Here is a 21,431-nt window from a genome sequence, read left to right as displayed (position 1 = left end):
TCACGCCGAATCAAGGGCTGCCGAGCTCTTCGCGGGGCCCTCTTCAACACGACACGACCCCCGCGAAGAGCGGGGTCTGGGCAACGTCTACAGTGGCGTGGTACGCGCGGGCCTTTACCCGGAGTTCACACTCGGGGCTCGCTGGGATGTCTCTGTAGGGGTGTACGTGACGGCCGTTGAATCCCGTCCTGCGGGTGTGCTCGAGACGAGTCAGAGCACGAAGCACCGGCCGTTCGGGGCCCGCATCAAGGCGTTCATCGCGCTCACCAAGCCGCGGATCATCGAGCTGCTGCTGATCACCACCGTGCCGGTGATGTTCCTCGCCGAGCAGGGCGTGCCCGACCTTCAGCTGGTCCTCCTCACCTGCGTCGGCGGCTACCTCTCCGCGGGCGGCGCCAACGCGCTGAACATGTACATCGACCGTGACATTGACGCCCTCATGGCGCGCACCTCGCAGCGCCCGCTGGTCACCGGAATGGTCAGCCCCCGCGAGTGCCTGGTCTTCGGTATCACGCTCGCCGTCGCCTCGACCCTGCTGTTCGGCCTGACCGTCAACTGGCTGTCCGCCTGGCTCTCGCTGGGCGCACTCCTCTTCTACGTCGTCGTCTACACGATGATCCTCAAGAGGCGTACGTCGCAGAACATCGTCTGGGGCGGCATCGCAGGCTGCCTGCCCGTTCTCATCGGCTGGTCCTCCGTCACCAACTCCATGTCCTGGGCCCCGGTCATCCTCTTCCTCGTCATGTTCTTCTGGACGCCGCCGCACTACTGGCCCCTCTCGATGAGGGTGCGGGACGACTACGCGCGCGTGGGCGTGCCGATGCTGCCGGTCATCGCCTCCAACAAGGTCGTCGCACGGCAGATCGTGCTCTACAGCTGGGCGATGGTCGCCGTCTCCCTGCTGCTGACGCCGCTCGGCTACACCGGCTGGTTCTACACGGTCGTCGCCCTCGTGACCGGCGGCTTCTGGCTCTGGGAGGCACACGGGCTGCAGACCCGCGCCAAGGACGGGGCGGTGGGCGCGAAGCTCAAGGAGATGCGCCTCTTCCACTGGTCGATCACGTACGTGTCGCTGCTGTTCGTGGCGGTGGCGGTGGATCCCTTCCTCCGGTAGCCGCTGTTCGTACGACTCGTTCGGCGACGGGCGGGGCGTGGTCAAGGCCACGTACCCCGCCCGTCGCCGTTTGATCTACCCGTCGGTAGCATCCTGACCATGGCAGACACGGCAGATACGGCAGACACTCAGCAGGCCGACGAGGCCGCGGACCGCAAGCAGGCGGCCGGGGCGGAGCGTCGTGTGGCGCGCCTCACCAAGCAGATCTCGTCCTTCGCCAAGGCACACGGCGGCGCCGAGGGCCAGATCGCGTATCTGGGACAGCGCGGCGCACGCATCGTCCTCGTCGGCGAGGACGGCGAATGGGGCGACCTGGTGGCCCCGACCTACGCGATGGCCGAGCAGGCGGTCCAGAAGTCCGGCATCACCGTCCACGAGTCCTTCGACGGCGACTTCGCGGCGAAGGTGAAGACGGGCCCGTACGAGTGGACGCGGATGGCTGGGATCCAGCTGGGCGGCCCGAGCAACACCTGACGCCCCCCGTCAGGGGCACATGGAGCTGCGCGCCCACGCCATGACGGCCCGCAGTCTTCGAACTGCGCTTCCGCAGAGCAACACCCGACCACCGGCTCACCCGTTAGGACCTGCAAGAGCAGGGCCCAACCGCGGGGGAGTCCCGATGATCGAAACGCCGTCGCTGGTGGACCAGTACTGCCATGGCGTGCTGCGCACGGAGCTGGGCCTGGGCACCTTCGAGGCGCATCTCGCCGGGGGAGAGGGCAGGCCCGCGGCGGGCACGACCTTCTTCGACACCCAGACCGGGTTCGCCGTACGCCGCTGGTGTCCGCCCCTCCTCGGTCTGGAACCGCACTGTCCGCCCGCCCGCTATCTCGCGCGACGCCGTGAGCTGGGCGTACTGGAGTCGGGACGCAGGCTGTTGCGGGGCAGCGGGATCACGACCTATCTGGTCGACACCGGTCTGCCGGGCGACCTGACCGGGCCCGGCGAGATGGCCTCGGCCGGGGGCGCCGACGCCCACGAGATCGTCCGCCTGGAACTGCTCGCCGAACAGGTCGCCGACACCTCCGGAACCGTCGATTCGTTTCTCGCCAATCTCGCCGAGTCGGTGCACGCGGCGGCGGCGGACGCGGTGGCGTTCACGTCGGTGGCGGGCGTACGGCACGGTCTGGCGCTGGCGCCCGAACCGCCGGGCCCGGGGGAGGTACGGGGCGCGGCGGCCCGCTGGCTCACCGGACGCCGCGTCGGTGGCACCCTGTCCGACCCGGTGCTGCTGCGACACCTCCTGTGGATCGCCGTCGCCTCGGGCCGCCCGCTCCAACTGCACGCGGGACTCGGCGAAGGGGACCTGCGCATCGACCGCACCGACCCCGTCCTGCTCACCGACTTCGCCCGCGCCACGGCCGGCCTCGGCACCGACCTGGTCCTGCTGCACGGCTACCCGTACCACCGGCACGCGGCGCATCTCTCCGGGGTCTTCCCGCATGTGTACGCCGACCTGGGCGCCGCCCTCGTCCGTACGGGCGCCCGTGCCTCCGCCGTACTCTCCGAGATCCTCGAACTCGCCCCCTTCGGCAAGCTCCTCTTCTCCTCCGGCGCCCACGGACTGCCCGAACTCCATGTGGTCGGCGCCCGCCTCTTCCGCGAGGCGCTGGCTCGGGTGCTCGGCACCTGGGTCGCCGAAGGCGCCTGGTCGCTGGCCGACGCCCAGCGGGTGGCGGGGCTGATCGCGGCGGAAAACGCGCGGCGGGTCTACGGGCTGGAGTGAGCCCTCCACTCCGTGTGCAGACTGTGGGCATGACACGCAGCGACGCGACCGACCGGCTCCTGGACCGCTTCCTCACCGAACTGCGCGACCTTGCCCCCGTCGCCGTATGGGCGCACGGCTCCCTCGGCGGCGGTGACTACCAGGAGGGCCGCAGCGACCTGGACCTGATCGCGGTCCTGGACGACCCGATCACGGTGAGGACGGTGTGGCGAGTGGCGCGGCTGCACGCCCGCCTGCGTACTGAGCCGCTCGTGGCCAAGCTGCACTGCAGCTATCTGACGCCCGACACGGCTGACGGCGCCGAGCGGCGACACCTCACCTGGGCGTACGAGGAGCTGTTCAAGCGGCCGGTCACCCCGGTGACCCGGCGCGAGCTGCACGACTTCGGTGTCGTCTTGCAGGGGAAGCCGCCCGCGGACCTGCTTCCGCCCGTGCCGGACGGCGAGTTGAGCGCCTTCGTCGTACAGGACCAGCGGGACTTCCTGCGGCGGGAGGTCGACCGGGCGAGCAACTGGACGCAGGACAACTGGGTGGACTACGGGCTGGTCACGCACGCCCGCGCCGCCGTCACCCTGAAGGACGGGCGGCTGATCACCAAGCGGGAGGCACTGGAGCTCCTGCCCGGACTCGGCGCCCCCGTCGAGGTGGTCGAGGACATCAGACGGCGGCGGTACGGGCGCGATGGCGCGGCGCCGAGTGAGGAGTGGACCGTGCGCAGGGCCGAGCTGACCCGGGCCTATCTCGGGCCGGCGATCGACACCCTCGTACGGGCCTACGTGTGACGCACGCGCGCGTGGAGCACGTTTTCGTCTCTACGCGCGCGTAGAGACCCGTTCCGGTCTACGCGCGCGTGGCGACCGGTTCCGGCGACTGCTCCGACTCCGAAACCTCCAGGGCCTCGTGCCGTTCCCGCAGCGACAGCAGCACCCTCAGCGTCGCGATCCACACCAGGCAGGAGCCGAGCATGTGGGCGCCGACCAGGATCTCGGGGAGATCCGTGAAGTACTGGATGTAGCCGATGACGCCCTGTGCAAGGAGGACCAGGAAGAGGTCGCGGGTGCGGTGGAGAGGGCCCTTGGGGGCGTCGACGGCCCGAAGCACGAACCACAGGGCGAAGGCCAGCGTCACCACGATCCAGGCCAGGACGGCATGCAGCCGGGTGATGTTCTCCCAGTCCAGCGGGATGCGCTCGACCTCTCTCGAGTCGCCGGCGTGCGGGCCCGCACCCGTGACGACCGTGCCCACCGCGATCAGCAGAGCCGTGACGGCGACCAGGGCCCACACGAGCTGCCGCACCGCCTTGCTGACCAGCGGATGCGGCGCGGAGTCGCCCTCCCTGGTGCGCTGCCACATGACGGTGGCGACGGCGATCAGGGCGGTGGTGAGCAGGAAGTGGGCGGCGACCGTGTACGGGTTGAGGCCCACCAGGACGACGATGCCGCCGAGTACGCCGTTGCCCATGACGACCCAGAACTGCGCCCAGCCGAGGCGGGTGAGGCCGCGCCGGTACGGCTTTGCTGAGCGGGCCGCGATGATCGCCCAGCCGACCGCCGCGCTCAGGACGTACGTCAGCATCCGGTTGCCGAACTCGATGTAACCGTGGATGCCCATCTCGCTCGTGTTGGTCAGCGAGTCCTCGGAGCACTTGGGCCAGGTCGGGCAGCCGAGCCCGGAGCCGGTCAGCCGTACGGCACCGCCGGTGACCACGATGACCACGGCCATGACGAGCGCGGCGAGGGCCGCTCGCTGAACCGTCCGGGGCTTCGGGGTCCAGCGTTCGGCGATGAAGGCGAGCGGGTTGCGCACGGCCTCGACGGCGTTCGCGCGGGTCAGATTCGGCACGGGCACCATGGTAGGTGGCCGCTTGTGCACGCCTTCACGAGGGGGGAGGCGTCTGCTCCGCCCTACTCCCAGCAGGAGATCCGTACTCCAAGCGGGAGATCGGTCCTACTCCCAGCGGAAGAAACGAGCGGCGGCCGTCAGACCGACGACCCCCCACACGGCCAGGATCCCGAGGTCTCCCCACGGCATCCCGGAGCCGTGCTGGAGCACGTCCCTCAGCCCGTCCGAGAGGGCCGAGATCGGCAGCAGGCCGAGCAGGGACTGGGCCGTGTCCGGGAACTTGTCGAGCGGGACGACGACCCCGCCGCCCACGAGCAGCAGCAGGAAGACCAGGTTCGCGGCGGCCAGCGTCGCCTCCGCCTTCAGCGTGCCCGCCATCAGCAGGCCGAGGCCCGAGAAGGCGGCCGTGCCGAGGACGAGCAGGAGCAGGACTGCGAGGGGGTTGCCATGGGGCGACCAACCGAGGGCGAAGGCGATCACCGTCACCAGGATGACCTGGAGGATCTCCGTGACCAGCACGGAGAGCGTCTTCGCCGCCATCAGCCCCCAGCGGGGGAGCGGTGAGGCGGCGAGCCGCTTGAGGACGCCGTACCGCCGCTCGAAGCCGGTGGCGATGGCCTGGCCCGTGAACGCCGTCGACATGACCGCGAGCGCCAGGATGCCGGGTGCCAGGAAGTCGACCGCCTCGCCTTCGCCCGTATCGACGATGTCGACGGAGCTGAACAGCACGAGCAGCAGCGTCGGGATGACGACCGTCAGCAGCAGTTGCTCGCCGTTGCGCAGCAGCATCTTCGTCTCGAGGGCAGCCTGCGCCGCGATCATGCGGGTCAGCGGGGCCGCCCCCGGCTTCGGGGTGTACACACCGGCAGTGGTCACGAACGCAGCTCCTTGCCGGTCATCTCCAAAAACACGTCCTCCAGGGTGTGCCGTTCCACCGAGATCTTCTCCGGCATCACTCCGTGCTGGGCGCACCAGGACGTGACGGTCGCGAGCAGTTGCGGGTCGACCTTGCCGCCCACTCGGTACGCGCCCGGCGTCAGTTCGGCCGCCGTGCAGTCGGCCGGAAGGGCCTTGAGCAGGGAACCTATGTCGAGGCCGGGACGGCCGCTGAAGCGGAGCGTGTTCTCGGCGCCGCCGCGGCACAGCTCCTCGGGGGAGCCCTGGGCGATGACCCGGCCGGCGTCGATGATCGCCACGTCGTCGGCGAGTTGCTCGGCCTCGTCCATGTAGTGCGTGGTCAGGATCACCGAGACGCCGTCCGCACGCAGATCGCGTACGAGGTCCCAGGTGGCCCGGCGCGCCTGCGGATCGAGTCCGGCGGTCGGCTCGTCCAGGAAGACCAGTTCGGGCCGGCCGACGACGGCCAGCGCGAGCGCGAGCCGCTGCTGCTGGCCGCCGGACAGCCGCCGGTAGGTCGTACGGCCGCAACTGCCGAGGCCCAGGCGCTCGATCAGCGCGTCCACGTCCAGCGGATGCGCGTGCAGCCTGGCCATGTGGCGGAGCATCTCGTCGGCGCGGGCGCCCGAGTAGACGCCGCCGGACTGGAGCATCACGCCGATACGGGGACGCAGGGCCGCGGCCTCGCGCACGGGGTCGAGCCCCAGGACGCGTACTGTCCCCGAGTCCGGCTTCCGGTACCCCTCGCAGGTCTCGACCGTGGTCGTCTTGCCCGCCCCGTTGGGACCCAGTACGGCGGTGATCCCCGTCCCGGCCACCAGGTCGAGGCCGTCCACCGCGGTCTTCGTGCGGTACCGCTTCACCAGGGCCTGGACCTGGACGACGGGGTCGCTTCGCATGGCCCCGAGTCTAGGTACGCGTTCAGCGCCCGGAACGGGCGGGTTGGTGAACCGTTCCTGACTTGTTCAATCGATCCCAGACGCGCGGTTCGCGGCCGTAGCGTCGAGGGTGCCGGACGGCACGGGCTCGCCATTCCTTGCCCCCCGGGCTGGCTCCGCCCCGCACACTGGCGCCGTACCCGGCGTCCCAGATCGCACGATCACGTCAACCCGGTCGGCCCACGGTGCCGCAAGCCCGCGAGCCGACCATCACACGATCGAGCTAACTCGACCTCGTGCACACTCTCCTGCGAGCAGCTGCCAACCCCGTGAGAACCCCTGCGATCCCTTCGTCCGGGCTCTTCCGCTCGGGGTGACACGGCACCCCTGACGCCGTGCACTTTGGGCTGTTCGGGTGAATCGGTCGCAATCGTCGTATAGCGATCTTTTGGCGGTGCTTCGGTTGTCATGGTCCGCCGAGGGCGGGAGCGGACGTCTTCTCCCCTTCCGCAGAAAGGCAGTTGACACATGATCAGAAGCACCTCGTGCTCACGGCTGAGAGCCGCCGCCGGCCTCCTCGCCTTCGGGATGCTGTGCGCGGCCCTCGCCGTCCTCCCCGGCTCATCGCCCGCGAGTGCTCAGCCCGTCGTCGGCCCGGCACTGTTCGACGACTTCAACTACACCGGCTACACCGACCCGCGGATCTCCCAGCGCGGCTGGACCTTGAGGTCCGGCCAGGGCGGCCCCGGTGTGCCCGGCGCCACGTGGCAGCCGCAGAACTTCACGTTCGGCACCCAGTCCGGCAACTCGATCATGACGATGCGCTCGGGCACCAGCGGGACCGCGAGCAGCACCCAGCACACCGAGATCTACCAGCAGCGCAAGTTCCACTACGGCACCTACGCGGCGCGGGTCCGCTTCAGCGACGTACCGATCTACGGACCGGACGGCGACCGCATGGTGCAGACGTTCTTCACCATCTCGCCGCTCAACGCCCCGATGGACCCGGCCTACAGCGAACTCGACTTCGAGTACCTGCCGAACGGCGGCTGGGGCATCCCGAGCAGTACGCTGCTCGCCTCCTCCTGGGAGACATACTCGGAGGATCCTCCTTTTGAGGACCACGTGACCACCCAGGAGCGCGCCAGTTTCGCCGGGTGGCACGACCTGGTCATCACGGTCGACAGCGAGGCGGTCACCTACTACATCGACGGCCGGCTCTTCGCCAGGCACATCGAGCCGTATCTGCCCGAGTCGACGATGAGCATCCGCTTCAACCACTGGCTGATCAACCTGACGGGGATCAGCAGCCGGAAGACACGCGCGTACGAGGAAAAGGTCGACTACGTGTACTTCGCCAAGGACCAGATCCTCAGCCCGGCCCAGGTGACGGCCGCCGTCACCGACTACCGGACGCGGGGGGTGACTTTCGAGGACAGCGTTTTCTGAGGTGTTCGCGTACGGCGGGGCGGATCAGGACTAAGGGGCCGCCCCGTTCGCGTCGGCGATCGGCAGCAGAGCGGTGAAGGTGGTGCCGCGTCCCTCCTCGGAGTTCACGTGGATCTCGCCGCCGTGGTTCGTCACGATCGTGTGGACGATCGTCAGCCCGAGACCCGTGCCCGGAATGGCCGCGTCGGTCGCGTTCGAGGCACGGAAGAACCGCTGGAAGAGCTTCTTCTGCTCGTCGGTGGGGATGCCCATGCCGGTGTCGCTGACGCTCAGAACCGCCTGTCCGTCCCGGGCTTCGGCGCGGACGGTGACCTTCCCGCCCTCCGGGGTGAACTTCACGGCGTTGGACAGCAGGTTCATCAGGACCCGGTCGAGCTGGTCGCTGTCCGCCTCCAACACCAGGGGCCGGGAGGGGAGTCGCGTCTCCACGGTGACGGAGGCAGCCCCGGCGGTCGGCCGGATGGCGTCGGCCGCCGACGCCACCAAGCGGCACAGGTCGACCGGTCCCTTCTTGGAGCTGAACGCGCCCGACTCGATGCGCGAGAGGGTCAGCAGGTCCTCGATAAGCGCGCGCAGGCGGTTGGCGTTGCGGTCGACGACGTCCAGCATGTGCTGCTGCGGCTCGGTGAGCGGCCCGGTCTCCTCGTCCTTCAGCAACTCGAGGTACCCGACGATGCTGGTCAGCGGGGTGCGCAGCTCGTGGGAGACGGTGGACAGGAAGTCGCTCTTGGCTTTGTCCAGGGCGCGCAGCTTCTCCACCAGGCGCGTCTCCTGTTTGTAGAGCAGCGCGGTGTGCAGCGCGCGGCCGGCACCGGCGGCCATGGACTCGGCGATTTCGATCTCCACCGGGCCCCAGGGGTGCTCCGGCCCGGTCCGCCCGAGAAAGACGGCACCGAGCGGTTCGTCACCGACGCCGACCGGGACGACGAGCACGCCCACCAGGCCCAGCGTCTCGGCCGCCGCCCGGGCGTCCTGCGGCAGGCCGCCCTTGCCGAAGGAGCCGGGCGCCCCGGGCAGCGGTCCCTCGGCCAGCGCGGCGGGCAGATCGTTGTGGCACCAGGCCGTTCCCCGCCGGTAGTGCTCGCGTACCACCTCGAGGGGGACGGGCGGAATCGGCTGCTCCTGCGCGGGGAGCAGCCCCCTTCCCGCACTCCAGGCGCGTGCCACGCGGACCAGGGGGCTGTCCTTCTCGGTGAGGAGGACGAAGGCATGGTCGGCCTGAAGTCCCTCACCGATTCCGGCGCACACCGTGTCGAGGACCTGCTCGACGTCGAGGCGCTCCCGGATGCGGACACCGACGGCCCGTGCGGTCTTCCCCAGTCGGGCGCGCTCCTGCTCGATCGTCCGCAGCCGGTCGCTCTCCTCGGCGAGCGCGTTCACCGACCGTGCCACCGCCCTGATCTCCTCCGGTCCCTCCTCCTCCGCCCGCGCCGAATGGTCGCCCGAGGCCAGCCGGTACAGAGACGAAACGGTGCTCTGCAGCGGCCGGGTGAGGGCGCGGGTGGTGCGTACCGCCGCGTAGAGGGCCAGTGCTCCGCCTGCCGCCATCAGGGCGCCGATGCCCCGAGCACTGAGGTTGAGAATCGTGTCGGCCCGGTCCTCCCGACGCTCGATGTCGGCATTGAGCTGTTCCTCGAGCCGGTGGCTGGCGGCCTCGAAGGCCGCGAACGGCTGCGCCGCCTGCTTGGTCAGCCGGATGGCCCCCTGGCTGCCGGGCGAGGCCTTCGCCTGCTGGTCGGCGATGCGTACGTAGGCACGCAGGTGACGTTCCTGCGTCGTGAAATTCCGCCGGGCCGCATCGGTGGAATGTCGCCGGACCGTGGCAAGGGTGGCGAAGACCTCGTCACGCGACCGGAGGTAGCTGCTCCGCTCGGTCGCGTCGCCCGTGAGCAGATAGGTGCGCACGGATCGGTGCATATGGGCCGCCTGGTCGTGCAGGCCATGGTTTTCGCGTACCACCGGCGCCAGTTGATCGACGACCTCGTCGTGCAGTTCGTCCGCCATCCTGGCGGTGATCAGTGCGCCCGCCCCGACGAGCAGGAGCAGAGCGATCAGAAGTCCGAAGGTCACGGCGAGCCGGCGTGCCACACCGCGCCGCCTGGTGGTGATCCTCAATGCCGCTCACCGCCCTCCCGGACCTGCTCGGGCGCGCCGAATCCGCTGCGCTTCATCGAGCCCCACTCCTGCGGGGACCGGTGCAGCGCGTCCCAGATGCCCCGCAGCCGCCACCACGCCGTGAACTGGCGGTAGCCGATGTTCTCGACGACCACGCCGACGACGGCGCCCCACAGATCCCGCCACCGAGAGAAGCGGTGGTACGCATACTCCTCAACCGCGACCGACACCAGGCTGACGACCATCGCGTAGGCGTAGGCGGCGAGCAGGAAGCGCCACAGGAAGTCCGCGTCGACCGCGCCGATCAGCACACCCAGCGGTACGAGCACCAGACCGGCGAGTTCCACCACGGGGGCCAGCAGCTCGAAGAGCACGTAGAAGGGCAGTGCCACCAGCCCGATGCGGCGGTAGCGCGGGTTGCCGATCATGCGGCGGTGCTTGAGCAGGATCTCCGTCAGACCGCGCTGCCACCGGCGCCGCTGGCGTCCCAGGACCCGGAGCCTGGCGGGTGCCTCGCTCCAGGAGATCGGCTCGGTGACGAAGACGATGCGGTAGTCGCGGTGCCGGCGGCCCCGCTCGCGCAGCTGCCGGTGGAGGTGGACGACGAGTTCGGCGTCCTCGCCGATGCAGTCCGGGTCCATGCCGCCCACCGCGACCACCGCGTCCCGCCGGAACAGGCCGAAGGCGCCGGCGATGATCAGCAGCCCGCCGACCTTCGACCAGCCGGTACGGCCGAGGAAGAAGGCACGCAGATACTCCACGACCTGCGTGCGTCCGAGCAGGTCACCAGGGATGTGCGCCTCGACCACGCGGCCGGCCTCGACGGTGCAGCCGTTGGCGATGCCGACCACACCGCCGGTGGCCACCACCCGCAGCGGGTCGTCGCTGAACGGTTTGGCCACGGCGAGCAGGGCCTGGGAGTCGAGGATGCAGTCGGCGTCCACCATGCACAGCAGCGGGTAGCGCGCCAGGTTGATCCCGACGTTGAGGGCGTCGGCCTTGCCGCCGTTGTCCTTGCGGGCCACCACCAGGGGCACCGGACCTCCCCTGGGCAGATGCAGCGAGGTGACCCTGCCGCGCATGGGGACGTCCTCCGGCACGACATGGTCCACCTCGGCGAGGTCGAAGGCGTCCGCCAGGGCCTCCAGCGAACCGTCGGTGGAGCCGTCGTCGACCACGACGACCTCGAACACGGGATAGTGCAGCAGCAGCATCGCCCGTACGGCCTCGGTGATGCCGGCCGCTTCGTTGTACGCGGGCATGATCACCGAGATGGGAGGGGTGAACGGGCTGCCGGCGGCGTCCTCGTAGCCGGCGAAGGGGGCCCGGCGCAGCCTCCTGACGAGTTCGGCGAGGGCGAAGAGGATCAGTACGAGGTAGCCGCTGTTGATGGCGAGGAAGTAGATGATGACGGCGGTGTCGCACAACGCGACCAGCCCGTGCACCGTGCCGAGCAGCCCGTCCCACTTCTCGACGCGCGCCGCGATCACAGGGCCACCTCCACCAGGACGTCATGGCGTGCGCCGCCGACCGCCGCCTCCGCGAGTGCGGCCCTGGCCTGGGCGGCGGCCGGGCCGGGACGGCCGTCCGCGGCCTCGCGCAGCGCCGCCTCACCCGCCGGGCCCAGCCGCAGCAGTGCCCGCGCCGCGGCGCCCGCCACATGCGGGTTCCGGTCGCCGAGCAGCTCCGTCAGCGGGCCCGTCGCGGCGACGGCGCCCAGACTGCCCAGGGCGCCGGCGGCCACGATGCGCTGGGCGACCGGCCGACCTGGCCGGATGGCCGCCAGCAGCGGTGGAAGACCGTCGGGCATGCCCAGCCTGCCCAGTGCGCGCGCCGCCCGGATCCGTACCTCGATGTCGGCGTCCTCGCGCAGCGCACGGGCCACCTCGGCGGCCCGGGAAATGGCGCCGGTCATCCCGAGCGCCTCGATGGCCACCGCCCGGACGAGGGGTTCCGGGTCCCGGAGCCCCGCCGCGACGGCGGGCCAGGCGTCGCGGCCGAGGGAGGTCAGCGCCGCGGTGACCACATTGGGCGGTACGGTGCGCGCTCCGCGCAGGCTCCTCAGCAGGTGCGGCACCGCCACCGGATCTCCGGTACGGCCCAGCGCGCGGGCCGCGGCCAGCCGCACATCCCGGTCGCGGTCGTCGAGCAGCCGGCACACGGCCAGGGCCGCCGGCCGGTGCGAGAGCTGCCCGAGGACGTGAGCCGCACGCCCCCGCCGGGCCGCGCTGCGGCTGCCGAGGCGGGCGACGGCCTCATCGGCGGCTCCTCGCAGCTCGTACAGCCGGACCAGCGCCGAACGTGCTCGTCCGGAGACCTTGCCCAGCATCGCCGCCACCGTCGGATCCAGCGCGGCCCAGGTCCGCTTGTCGATCCGCGCGAGGCGGCCCAGCAGCTCGTCCTGCTCGTCCTCCGCCGCGCAGAGCAGTTCCAGCAGCAGTCCGCGCACCGGCGCCGCGATCCGCTCGCGTCTGCGCCTGCGGTACATACGGGCGCCGCGGACGGCGACGGTCAGCAGGCTCAGCATCAGTACGAAGACCAGCAGGCACAGCAGTGCCCAGGTGACGAGAGCGGTGTTGATCACCGATCGACCCGGGTGAGCATCGCGGTGACCCGGCTGGACAGCTCGCGGGGGCTGAAGGGCTTGATGATGTAGTCGTCGGCGCCTGCCGCGAAGCCCAGTTCGATGTCTCCCTCCTGGGACCGGGCGGTGATCAGGATGACGGGCAGCGACGCGGTTTCGGGTGCGGAGCGGACCTCGCGGCAGACGTCCAGTCCCGACATCCCCGGCATCCGTATGTCGAGGAGTAAGAGATCCAGCGGCTGCTCGCGCACCATGCGCAGCGCGGCCATGCCGTCCTCCACGGCTGTGACCTGGTGGCCGCTCTGGACCAGCTTGAACGCCACGAGATCCCGGATGTCGGCGTCGTCGTCGGCGATCAGGACACGAGCCATCACTCCTCCTGCGATACGGAGCTTCGGTTTCGGTAGGAGTCGACGAGCCGGGCCACGGCGGGCTGGCGGAACGGCTTGGCCAGCAACTCGTCCGTCGCGAGCTCGACCAGGTCCTCCGGGTTGAGCACGGACGAGACGACCAGGTGGCACCGCTTCGTCCGCTCGTCCGCCCGGAGTCTCCGGATGACCTCCCGTCCGTCGATGCCGGGCAGCAGCACGTCGATGATCACCATGTCCGGAGGTTCGGCGAACGCCAGCTCCAGCCCTTCCTCACCGGTGTCCGCGACGGTCACACGGCATCCGAGGCCACCGAGATGCCGCTCCAGCAGGGCACTGACATCCCGTTCGTCCTCGATCACCAGGACATGTACGAGTCCCTGCTCAGAGCCCATCGCCAGTCCGATCCAAGAGAGCGGTCAAGTGGGGCAGTTACTACCAAATTAGGTTCAACACGGATCTCTCGCCACACGAGGCCCATAGTCCCCAGAGGTGTGCGGGCCGGCGCTGATCGATCAAAGATCGTTCGCGCAGGTCAACTTAGGTACGCCTAAGTGATGTACCGCACGCCGGGCTGATCGGACGCGGGTTGTCACGCTCTCGGGAATTACGCAACAATGGTGTTGTGAAAAACGTCGGCCAGGCTCCGCAGGAGGAACTCGCAACCGGGGAGCGCTCCACGCGCAACCGGGTCGCGCGGTCCATCCTGGACCATGGCCCGTCGACCGTCGCCGACCTGGCCGGCCGCCTCGGCCTCACCCAGGCGGCCGTACGCCGGCATCTGGATGCCCTTGTCGCCGACGACGTCGTCGAGCCACGTGAGAAGCGCGTCTACGGAGCGCGTACGCGCGGCCGTCCCGCCAAGGTCTTCGCGCTGACGGACTGCGGCCGGGACGCCTTCGACCAGTCGTACGACAAGCTCGCGGCCGACGCGCTGCGCTGGATCGCCGAACGCGAGGGCGGTGACGAGGCCGTCGCCGCGTTCGCCCGCGCCAGGAGCGCCGCACTGGCCGGGGCGTACCGCAAGGCCATCGAGGCCGCCGCCCCCGACCAGCGCACCGAAGCCCTGGCCAAGGCCCTGAGTGCGGACGGGTACGCTGCTACGGCGCGCAGCGCTCCCCTTCCGCAGAAGGGCGAGCAGCTCTGCCAGCACCACTGCCCGGTCGCCCATGTCGCCGAGCAGTTCCCCCAGCTGTGCGAGGCGGAGACCGAGATCTTTTCTCAGTTGCTCGGGACGCATGTCCAGCGGCTGGCCACCATCGCCCACGGCGACGGCGTCTGCACGACGTTCATCCCCAAGGCAACCCACCAGACCACCGATAACGCATCCGCAAGCACGGCCGGGAGGAACCCCGCATGACTCTCCCCACGGAGACTGCCCACCCTGAGCTCGAGGGCCTGGGCACGTACGAATACGGCTGGGCCGACTCCGACGTAGCCGGTGCCTCTGCCAAGCGCGGCCTGAACGAGGACGTCGTACGCGACATCTCCTCGAAGAAGAACGAGCCGGAGTGGATGACCAAGCTCCGCCTCAAGGGCCTGCGCCTGTTCGAGAAGAAGCCCATGCCGAACTGGGGCTCGGACCTGTCGGGCATCGACTTCGACAACATCAAGTACTTCGTACGTTCCACGGAGAAGCAGGCGGAGTCCTGGGAGGACCTGCCCGAGGACATCAAGAACACGTACGACAAGCTCGGCATCCCGGAGGCGGAAAAGCAGCGCCTCGTCGCCGGTGTCGCGGCCCAGTACGAGTCCGAGGTCGTCTACCACCAGATCCGCGAGGACCTGGAGGAGCAGGGCGTCATCTTCCTGGACACCGACACGGCCCTGAAGGAGCACCCCGAGCTCTTCAAGGAGTACTTCGGGACGGTCATCCCGGTCGGTGACAACAAGTTCGCCTCGCTGAACTCCGCCGTGTGGTCCGGTGGCTCCTTCATCTACGTGCCGAAGGGCGTGCACGTGGAGATCCCGCTCCAGGCCTACTTCCGGATCAACACGGAGAACATGGGCCAGTTCGAGCGGACGCTGATCATCGTCGACGAGGGCGCCTACGTGCACTACGTCGAGGGCTGCACGGCGCCGATCTACAAGTCGGACTCGCTGCACTCCGCCGTGGTCGAGATCATCGTCAAGAAGAACGCCCGCTGCCGCTACACGACCATCCAGAACTGGTCGAACAACGTCTACAACCTGGTCACCAAGCGCGCCGTCGCCTACGAGGGCGCGACCATGGAGTGGATCGACGGCAACATCGGCTCCAAGGTGACGATGAAGTACCCGGCCGTCTACCTGATGGGCGAGCACGCCAAGGGCGAGACCCTGTCCATCGCCTTCGCCGGCGAGGGGCAGCACCAGGACGCCGGCTCCAAGATGGTCCACATGGCGCCGAACACGTCCTCCAACATCGTCTCCAAGTCGGTGGCGCGCGCCGGCGGCCGCACCTCGTACCGCGGCCTGGTCGAGATCGGCGAGGGCGCCCACGGCTCCAAGTCGAACGTGCTGTGTGACGCGCTGCTCGTCGACACCATCTCGCGCTCCGACACGTACCCGTACGTGGATGTCCGTGAGGACGACGTGTCCATGGGCCACGAGGCGACCGTCTCCAAGGTCTCCGAGGACCAGCTCTTCTACCTGATGAGCCGCGGTCTGAGCGAGTTCGAGGCGATGGCGATGATCGTGCGCGGCTTCGTCGAGCCGATCGCCAAGGAGCTGCCCATGGAGTACGCGCTTGAGCTCAACCGGCTGATCGAGCTGCAGATGGAGGGCGCGGTCGGCTGACCGACCTCCGGTCCGACGTCCAGGACGTCTAGGGGGGCGGAAGATCCGCCCCCCACCAGCAGCCCGAAGACTCATTACGTAGGAAGAGAGCAGACCGACAGCCATGGCTGAGGCTCAGAACATCCCCGTGGGTTCCACCACGGCCGGCCAGATCGCGGTCGCCGCCGAGTCGACCGTCGCCACGCGCATGAGCGTGCCCCCGTCCTTCGACGTGGCGGACTTCCCGGTCCCGCACGGCCGCGAGGAGGAGTGGCGGTTCACCCCGCTGGAGCGGCTGCGCGGGCTGCACGACGGCACCGCCGTCGCCACCGGCACCGGTGTGAAGGTCGACGTGCAGGCCCCCGAGGGCGTCACCGTCGAGACCGTCGGCCGTGACGACGCGCGGATCGGCAAGGCGGGCACCCCGGTGGACCGCGTCGCCGCCCAGGCGTACTCCGCGTTCGAGCAGGCCGGCGTGATCACCGTCCCCAAGGAGACGGTGCTCACCGAGCCGATCCGTGTCGCCGTGCACGGCGAGGGCGGCACCGCCTACGGCCACCAGGTCGTCGAGCTCGGCGCCTTCGCCGAGGCCGTCGTCGTCATCGACCACACCGGTGACGCGGTACTCGCGGCCAACGTCGACTACATCCTGGGTGACGGCGCCAAGCTCACCGTCATCTCTGTCCAGGACTGGGACGACAAGGCCGTGCACGTCGGCCAGCACAACGCGCTGATCGGCCGCGACGCCACCTTCAAGTCGTTCGTGGTCACCTTCGGCGGCGACCTTGTACGCCTCCACCCGCGCGTCGCCTACGCCGGTCCCGGCGGCGAGGCCGAGCTCTTCGGCCTGTACTTCACCGACGCGGGCCAGCACCAGGAGCACCGCCTCCTCGTCGACCACAACACCCCGCACTGCAAGTCGAACGTCGCCTACAAGGGCGCCCTCCAGGGCGACGACGCGCACGCGGTGTGGATCGGTGACGTGCTGATCGAGGCCAAGGCCGAGGGCACGGACACGTACGAGATGAACCGGAACCTCGTGCTGACCGACGGCGCCCGGGTCGACTCCGTACCGAACCTCGAGATCGAGACCGGCGAAATCGTCGGCGCGGGCCACGCCAGTGCCACCGGCCGCTTCGACGACGAGCAGCTCTTCTACCTGATGGCGCGCGGCATCCCCGCCGACGAGGCCCGCCGCCTCGTCGTGCGCGGCTTCTTCGCCGAGCTGGTCCAGCAGATCGGTGTCGACGACATCGAGGAGCGGCTGCTGGTGAAGATCGACGAGGAGCTGGAGGCGTCGGTCTGATGGCCATCGCGTTCGTACGCGCCTGCGGGCTGAGCGAGCTGGAGGAGGACACCCCGAAGCGGGTGGAACTCGACGGCACGCCGGTCTCCGTCGTGCAGACCGAGGGCGAGGTGTTCGCGATCCACGACATCTGCTCGCACGCGAACGTCTCGCTGTCGGAGGGCGAGGTGGACGACTGCCACATCGAGTGCTGGCTGCACGGCTCGCGTTTTGATCTGCGCTCCGGGAAACCCGACGCCCTTCCCGCGACCCGCCCCATTCCCGTATACCCCGTCAAGATCGAAGGGGACGACGTGCTCGTCTCCCTCACCCAGGAGTCCTGAGGCACCCATGGCAACGCTTGAAATCCGAGACCTGCACGTCACCGTCGAGGCCGACAACGCCACGAAGGAGATCCTCAAGGGCGTCGACCTCACCGTGAAGCAGGGCGAGACGCACGCCATCATGGGCCCGAACGGCTCCGGCAAGTCGACTCTCGCCTACTCGCTCGCGGGTCACCCCAAGTACACGATCACCGAGGGCACCGTCACCCTCGACGGCGAGGACGTCCTGGAGATGTCCGTCGACGAGCGCGCCCGCGCCGGCCTCTTCCTCGCCATGCAGTACCCGGTCGAGGTCCCCGGCGTCTCGGTCTCCAACTTCCTCCGTACGTCCGCCACCGCCATCCGCGGCGAGGCCCCCAAGCTGCGTACGTGGGTCAAGGAGGTGAAGGAGGCCATGCAGAACCTGAACATGGACCCCTCCTTCGCCGAGCGCAACGTGAACGAGGGCTTCTCCGGCGGTGAGAAGAAGCGCCACGAGATCCTTCAGCTGGAGCTGCTCAAGCCGAAGATCGCGATCCTCGACGAGACCGACTCCGGCCTCGACGTCGACGCGCTCCGGGTCGTCTCCGAGGGTGTCAACCGCGTCCGCGGGACCGGTGAGGTGGGCACGCTGCTCATCACGCACTACACGCGCATCCTGCGCTACATCAAGCCCGACTACGTTCACGTCTTCTCCGCAGGCCGCATCGCGGAGTCCGGCGGCGCCGAGCTCGCCGACAAGCTGGAGGAAGAGGGCTACGAGGCTTACACGAAGGGTGGCGTATCCGCGTGACATTGCTGCCGGGCCTCCTCGACACAGAGGCGATCCGCAAGGACTTCCCCGTCCTGGACCGACAGGTCCACGACGGCAAGAAGCTGGTGTACCTGGACAACGCGGCGACCTCGCAGAAACCGCGCCAGGTACTGGACGCCCTGAACGAGTACTACGAGCGCCACAACGCCAACGTCCACCGCGGTGTGCATGTGCTCGCCGAGGAGGCCACGGCGCTGTACGAGGGCGCGCGGGACAAGGTCGCCGAGTTCATCAACGCGCCCAGCCGCGACGAGGTGATCTTCACCAAGAACGCCTCCGAGTCCCTCAACCTCGTGGCCAACATGCTCGGTTGGGCCGATGAGCCCTACCGCGTGGACCACGAGACCGAGATCGTCATCACGGAGATGGAGCACCACTCCAACATCGTGCCGTGGCAGCTGCTGTCGCAGCGTACGGGCGCGAAGCTGAAGTGGTTCGGCCTGACCGACGACGGCCGCCTCGACCTGTCGAACATCGACGAGATCATCACCGAGAAGACGAAGATCGTGTCTTTCGTGCTGGTCTCCAACATCCTCGGCACCTTCAACCCGGTCGAGGCGATAGTCCGCCGGGCGCAGGAGGTCGGCGCCCTCGTCTGCATCGACGCCTCGCAGGCGGCGCCGCACATGCCGCTGGACGTGCAGGCTCTCCAGGCCGACTTCGTGGCCTTCACCGGCCACAAGATGTGCGCCCCGACGGGCGTAGGCATCCTGTGGGGACGCCAAGAGCTGCTGGAAGACCTGCCTCCGTTCCTCGGCGGCGGCGAGATGATCGAGACGGTGTCGATGCACTCGTCGACGTACGCACCGGCGCCGCACAAGTTCGAGGCCGGTACGCCGCCGATCGCGCAGGCGGTCGGTCTCGGCGCGGCGATCGACTACCTGAACTCCATCGGCATGGAGAAGATCGCGGCCCACGAGCACGCGCTGACCGAGTACGCGGTCAAGCGCCTGTCGGAGGTCCCCGACCTGCGGATCATCGGCCCCACCACGGCCGAGGAGCGCGGCGCGGCGATCTCCTTCACGCTCGGCGACATCCACCCCCACGACGTGGGCCAGGTCCTCGACGAACAGGGGATTGCGGTCCGGGTCGGCCACCACTGCGCCCGGCCCGTCTGCCTCCGGTACGGAATTCCTGCGACCACGCGAGCGTCGTTCTATCTGTACTCCACGCCGGGTGAGATCGACGCACTCGTGGAAGGCCTGGATTACGTACGGAACTTCTTCGGCTGAGGGATTGGCGAGCGATCGCATGAAGCTGGATTCGATGTACCAAGAAGTCATCCTGGACCACTACAAGCACCCGCACGGGCGCGGTCTGCGGGATGGCGACGCCGAGGTGCACCACGTCAACCCGACGTGCGGCGACGAGATCACGCTGCGCGTGAAGTACGAGGGCTCGCAGATCGCGGACGTGAGCTACGAAGGCCAGGGCTGCTCGATCAGCCAGGCCTCCGCCTCCGTACTGAACGAACTGCTCGTCGGCAAGCAGCTCGCCGAGGCGCAGAAGATCCAGGAGACCTTCCTGGAGCTGATGCAGTCCAAGGGCCGCATCGAGCCGGACGACGCGATGGAGGAGGTCCTGGAGGACGCGGTGGCGTTCGCCGGGGTCTCCAAGTACCCCGCCCGTGTGAAGTGTGCCCTGCTGAGCTGGATGGCCTGGAAGGATGCGACGGCCCAGGCCCTGGGCGAGGCCGACGCCGAAAGGAAGACGGCATGAGCGAGACCATTGAGATGAAACCGGCCTCGGAGGAAGAGGTCCGCGAGGCGCTGTACGACGTGGTCGACCCCGAGTTGGGCATCGACGTCGTCAACCTCGGTCTGATCTACGGCATCCACATCGACGACGCGAACATCGCGACGCTCGACATGACGCTGACGTCGGCGGCCTGTCCGCTGACGGACGTCATCGAGGACCAGGCCAAGTCCGCCACGGACGGCCTCGTGAGCGAGCTGCGGATCAACTGGGTCTGGATGCCGCCGTGGGGCCCCGACAAGATCACGGACGACGGACGTGAGCAGCTGCGGGCGCTCGGGTTCAACGTCTGAGTTCGCATATACGTGTGTGGGGGCCCCGGCAACTGCCGGGGCCCCCACACGTTTGCGGTCAGGTCACGCCTCACCGCCGAGTTCGACGGCTCAGCTCAAGCCCTTGACCAGCCGGAACGCGGAGTCGGCCCGATAGAGACCGCTGTGCTCGTACCGTTCCAGCCGGAGCTGGAAGTTGCGGTGACGCACGAAGCTGCCGGGGAAGTTGACCGCCTCCAGCATCACGGCGCCGGAGTACGAGGACGGGCGCGGGCAGAAGGTGGCGTCCTTCTTGAAGAGCTCCGAGCCGTCGTGACGGTCCGTACGGAGCTGGAAGTTGCGGTGGCGGACATAGCCGCCGTCGCCGGTGGAGAAGGACACGCAGCCGGAGTCGGCGAGGCCGGGCACAAGCGTGAAGGAGGAGTTCTGCCGGGTCTCGGCGGAGCTGCCCGAGCTCACCTGGTCGAGACGGCCGGTGCCATCGCTGAAGTGCCAGTAGCGATCGGGGTAGTTGACCGCCTGGACCGACTTCAGCGAGGTGGAGGCCGGCGGCTTGGGGGCCTTGCTGGAGGCGGGAGGCTTCGGCGGTGCCTTGATGGGCTCGGAGCCCCGCTGCCGCTCCTCGGAGGAGTCGTCCTTGCTGTCCGAGGCAGCGTCCTCGGGGCTCGGCTGCGGTGAGGCAAGTCCGCTCTTTCCGCTGGGCTCCGTGGTGGGGCCCTCGGGGGTGAGGTCGGGGACGACCGGCTGCGCGGCGGAGGTGGTCTGCGGCTCCTGCGACTCCTTGTCCTCGGTCTGGTCGAGGATCGCGATCGCGGTCACCGTGGAGGCCAGCACCGCCGCGGCCAGTACGCCGGCCAGATAGAGGCGGCGCGTCCCGGGTATGCGGCCTCCGTCGAGGTCTTCGCCGGTCTCCCACACCTTCGGGGGCGCTTCCGCGGGGGCGGGGAGTTGGGGATCGGCCGTGTGGGCAGCGGCACGTGGGGGACGGCCCTGCGCGCCCTTCGGCTCGGGCGCGGGCTGGTCCGGACCGGGTCCGGGCTTGCTGTCTGGCATGCGCTGTTCCTCCAGCGTTGCCTTGAGGCGAACGCGGATTGGTCATGTGTCCTCGCCATGAGCGGAACACGAGAGGAAGCGGAGGTCGCGGCGCCCGGAGCGAACGGCTGTGGCCGGGTGACTCCGGTGCGCGACGTGGAAACAGTAGTGGACCCGGCGCGTTCTGAGCAGACGTTTCAGAGAGCGGTTTCAAACCGGA

At 69.2% G+C, this 21,431-nt stretch carries 22 protein-coding genes; 13 read left to right on the top strand and 9 right to left on the bottom strand.

All coding sequences use genetic code 11. The annotated features are described in order from the left end of the window. The first annotated feature begins 160 nt into the window (after positions 1-160). The 4 genes from G6048_RS14985 (at position 161) to G6048_RS14970 (ending at position 3,622) form a co-directional block, all read left to right on the top strand. The gene (locus tag G6048_RS14985) at positions 161-1,114 is read left to right on the top strand and encodes a heme o synthase (RefSeq protein WP_165340028.1); all 954 of its coding nucleotides are present in this window, start codon (positions 161-163) and stop codon (positions 1,112-1,114) included. Between the two features lie 99 nt (positions 1,115-1,213). Beyond that, positions 1,214-1,588, top strand: coding sequence for a hypothetical protein (locus tag G6048_RS14980; RefSeq protein ID WP_165340017.1), 375 nt, complete (start codon positions 1,214-1,216; stop codon positions 1,586-1,588). Positions 1,589-1,733: 145 nt separating this feature from the next. Then, complete coding sequence (locus tag G6048_RS14975; protein ID WP_165340016.1) at positions 1,734-2,840, top strand: amidohydrolase family protein; 1,107 nt, start codon at positions 1,734-1,736, stop codon at positions 2,838-2,840. 29 nt (positions 2,841-2,869) lie between these two features. After that, entirely contained in the window at positions 2,870-3,622 is a 753-nt protein-coding gene (locus tag G6048_RS14970) for a nucleotidyltransferase domain-containing protein (protein ID WP_165340015.1), read from the top strand. 58 nt (positions 3,623-3,680) lie between these two features. Here G6048_RS14970 and G6048_RS14965 read toward each other — a convergent pair whose 3' ends face one another. From G6048_RS14965 to G6048_RS14955, 3 genes are all read right to left on the bottom strand, one after another. Beyond that, positions 3,681-4,691, bottom strand: a complete 1,011-nt coding sequence (locus tag G6048_RS14965; RefSeq protein ID WP_165340014.1) for a COX15/CtaA family protein — start codon at positions 4,689-4,691, stop codon at positions 3,681-3,683. A gap of 96 nt (positions 4,692-4,787) precedes the next feature. Continuing rightward, on the bottom strand, positions 4,788-5,504 hold the full coding sequence (locus G6048_RS14960; protein WP_165340027.1) for an ABC transporter permease: 717 nt from the start codon (positions 5,502-5,504) through the stop codon (positions 4,788-4,790). A 50-nt stretch (positions 5,505-5,554) separates the two neighbouring features. Continuing rightward, positions 5,555-6,478: an ABC transporter ATP-binding protein gene (locus G6048_RS14955; protein WP_165340013.1), complete on the bottom strand. Its 924-nt coding sequence runs from the start codon at positions 6,476-6,478 to the stop codon at positions 5,555-5,557. Between the two features lie 507 nt (positions 6,479-6,985). On the opposite strand from G6048_RS14955, the gene G6048_RS14950 reads away from it, so the two are divergent. Next, positions 6,986-7,906, top strand: coding sequence for a glycoside hydrolase family 16 protein (locus tag G6048_RS14950; protein WP_165340012.1), 921 nt, complete (start codon positions 6,986-6,988; stop codon positions 7,904-7,906). Positions 7,907-7,936: 30 nt separating this feature from the next. Here G6048_RS14950 and G6048_RS14945 read toward each other — a convergent pair whose 3' ends face one another. From G6048_RS14945 to G6048_RS14925, 5 genes are read right to left on the bottom strand one after another with little or no spacing between them, the layout of a single operon-like run. Further along, complete coding sequence (locus G6048_RS14945; RefSeq protein WP_165340011.1) at positions 7,937-9,976, bottom strand: HAMP domain-containing sensor histidine kinase; 2,040 nt, start codon at positions 9,974-9,976, stop codon at positions 7,937-7,939. Positions 9,977-10,017: 41 nt separating this feature from the next. After that, a complete protein-coding gene (locus G6048_RS14940) occupies positions 10,018-11,511 on the bottom strand; it encodes a glycosyltransferase family 2 protein (protein ID WP_206341608.1) in 1,494 nt (497 codons plus the stop codon). Then, positions 11,508-12,605, bottom strand: coding sequence for a HEAT repeat domain-containing protein (locus G6048_RS14935; protein WP_165340010.1), 1,098 nt, complete (start codon positions 12,603-12,605; stop codon positions 11,508-11,510). The genes G6048_RS14940 and G6048_RS14935 overlap by 4 nt, the downstream gene beginning before the upstream one ends. Further along, positions 12,602-12,976, bottom strand: a complete 375-nt coding sequence (locus tag G6048_RS14930) for a response regulator transcription factor (protein WP_165340009.1) — start codon at positions 12,974-12,976, stop codon at positions 12,602-12,604. Before G6048_RS14930 ends, G6048_RS14935 begins: the two co-directional genes overlap by 4 nt. After that, positions 12,976-13,368 (bottom strand): response regulator, encoded by a 393-nt coding sequence (locus G6048_RS14925; protein ID WP_165340008.1) that lies wholly within the window; start codon positions 13,366-13,368, stop codon positions 12,976-12,978. The genes G6048_RS14930 and G6048_RS14925 overlap by 1 nt, the downstream gene beginning before the upstream one ends. Positions 13,369-13,598: 230 nt before the next feature. On the opposite strand from G6048_RS14925, the gene G6048_RS14920 reads away from it, so the two are divergent. From G6048_RS14920 to G6048_RS14885, 8 genes are all read left to right on the top strand, one after another. Beyond that, complete coding sequence (locus G6048_RS14920) at positions 13,599-14,333, top strand: helix-turn-helix transcriptional regulator (RefSeq protein ID WP_165340007.1); 735 nt, start codon at positions 13,599-13,601, stop codon at positions 14,331-14,333. Then, positions 14,330-15,751, top strand: a complete 1,422-nt coding sequence (gene sufB, locus G6048_RS14915; protein ID WP_165340006.1) for a Fe-S cluster assembly protein SufB — start codon at positions 14,330-14,332, stop codon at positions 15,749-15,751. Before G6048_RS14920 ends, sufB begins: the two co-directional genes overlap by 4 nt. 103 nt (positions 15,752-15,854) lie before the next feature. Next, entirely contained in the window at positions 15,855-17,036 is a 1,182-nt protein-coding gene (sufD, locus tag G6048_RS14910) for a Fe-S cluster assembly protein SufD (RefSeq protein ID WP_165340005.1), read from the top strand. 5 nt (positions 17,037-17,041) lie between these two features. After that, the gene (locus tag G6048_RS14905) at positions 17,042-17,359 is read left to right on the top strand and encodes a non-heme iron oxygenase ferredoxin subunit (RefSeq protein WP_165340025.1); all 318 of its coding nucleotides are present in this window, start codon (positions 17,042-17,044) and stop codon (positions 17,357-17,359) included. A 7-nt stretch (positions 17,360-17,366) separates the two neighbouring features. Then, positions 17,367-18,131: a Fe-S cluster assembly ATPase SufC gene (gene sufC, locus G6048_RS14900; RefSeq protein WP_165340004.1), complete on the top strand. Its 765-nt coding sequence runs from the start codon at positions 17,367-17,369 to the stop codon at positions 18,129-18,131. Then, on the top strand, positions 18,128-19,384 hold the full coding sequence (locus tag G6048_RS14895; protein WP_165340003.1) for a cysteine desulfurase: 1,257 nt from the start codon (positions 18,128-18,130) through the stop codon (positions 19,382-19,384). Before sufC ends, G6048_RS14895 begins: the two co-directional genes overlap by 4 nt. A 19-nt stretch (positions 19,385-19,403) precedes the next feature. Beyond that, positions 19,404-19,871, top strand: coding sequence for a Fe-S cluster assembly sulfur transfer protein SufU (gene sufU / locus G6048_RS14890; protein WP_165340002.1), 468 nt, complete (start codon positions 19,404-19,406; stop codon positions 19,869-19,871). Beyond that, positions 19,868-20,200: a metal-sulfur cluster assembly factor gene (locus tag G6048_RS14885; protein WP_033317897.1), complete on the top strand. Its 333-nt coding sequence runs from the start codon at positions 19,868-19,870 to the stop codon at positions 20,198-20,200. Before sufU ends, G6048_RS14885 begins: the two co-directional genes overlap by 4 nt. 90 nt (positions 20,201-20,290) lie before the next feature. On the opposite strand, the gene G6048_RS14880 is transcribed toward G6048_RS14885, so the two are convergent. Beyond that, complete coding sequence (locus G6048_RS14880; RefSeq protein WP_165340001.1) at positions 20,291-21,232, bottom strand: AbfB domain-containing protein; 942 nt, start codon at positions 21,230-21,232, stop codon at positions 20,291-20,293. Positions 21,233-21,431 lie beyond the last annotated feature (199 nt).

Source organism: Streptomyces ureilyticus, assembly GCF_011045025.1.
In the GTDB taxonomy this organism is placed as follows: Bacteria; Actinomycetota; Actinomycetes; order Streptomycetales; family Streptomycetaceae; genus Streptomyces; species Streptomyces ureilyticus.
This window is presented reverse-complemented; position numbering and strand designations above follow the sequence as displayed.

Excerpts from the sequence above, each read along its gene's own strand:
- G6048_RS14980 (WP_165340017.1), top strand. The coding sequence starts at position 1,214 with ATGGCAGACACGGCAGATACGGCAGACACTCAGCAGGCCGACGAGGCC.
- G6048_RS14975 (WP_165340016.1), top strand. The coding sequence starts at position 1,734 with ATGATCGAAACGCCGTCGCTGGTGGACCAGTACTGCCATGGCGTGCTG.
- G6048_RS14970 (WP_165340015.1), top strand. The coding sequence starts at position 2,870 with ATGACACGCAGCGACGCGACCGACCGGCTCCTGGACCGCTTCCTCACC.
- G6048_RS14965 (WP_165340014.1), bottom strand. The coding sequence starts at position 4,691 with ATGGTGCCCGTGCCGAATCTGACCCGCGCGAACGCCGTCGAGGCCGTG.
- G6048_RS14960 (WP_165340027.1), bottom strand. The coding sequence starts at position 5,504 with ATGATCGCGGCGCAGGCTGCCCTCGAGACGAAGATGCTGCTGCGCAAC.
- G6048_RS14955 (WP_165340013.1), bottom strand. The coding sequence starts at position 6,478 with ATGCGAAGCGACCCCGTCGTCCAGGTCCAGGCCCTGGTGAAGCGGTAC.
- G6048_RS14950 (WP_165340012.1), top strand. The coding sequence starts at position 6,986 with ATGATCAGAAGCACCTCGTGCTCACGGCTGAGAGCCGCCGCCGGCCTC.
- G6048_RS14930 (WP_165340009.1), bottom strand. The coding sequence starts at position 12,976 with ATGGCTCGTGTCCTGATCGCCGACGACGACGCCGACATCCGGGATCTC.
- G6048_RS14925 (WP_165340008.1), bottom strand. The coding sequence starts at position 13,368 with ATGGGCTCTGAGCAGGGACTCGTACATGTCCTGGTGATCGAGGACGAA.
- sufB (WP_165340006.1), top strand. The coding sequence starts at position 14,330 with ATGACTCTCCCCACGGAGACTGCCCACCCTGAGCTCGAGGGCCTGGGC.
- sufD (WP_165340005.1), top strand. The coding sequence starts at position 15,855 with ATGGCTGAGGCTCAGAACATCCCCGTGGGTTCCACCACGGCCGGCCAG.
- sufC (WP_165340004.1), top strand. The coding sequence starts at position 17,367 with ATGGCAACGCTTGAAATCCGAGACCTGCACGTCACCGTCGAGGCCGAC.
- sufU (WP_165340002.1), top strand. The coding sequence starts at position 19,404 with ATGAAGCTGGATTCGATGTACCAAGAAGTCATCCTGGACCACTACAAG.
- G6048_RS14885 (WP_033317897.1), top strand. The coding sequence starts at position 19,868 with ATGAGCGAGACCATTGAGATGAAACCGGCCTCGGAGGAAGAGGTCCGC.
- G6048_RS14880 (WP_165340001.1), bottom strand. The coding sequence starts at position 21,232 with ATGCCAGACAGCAAGCCCGGACCCGGTCCGGACCAGCCCGCGCCCGAG.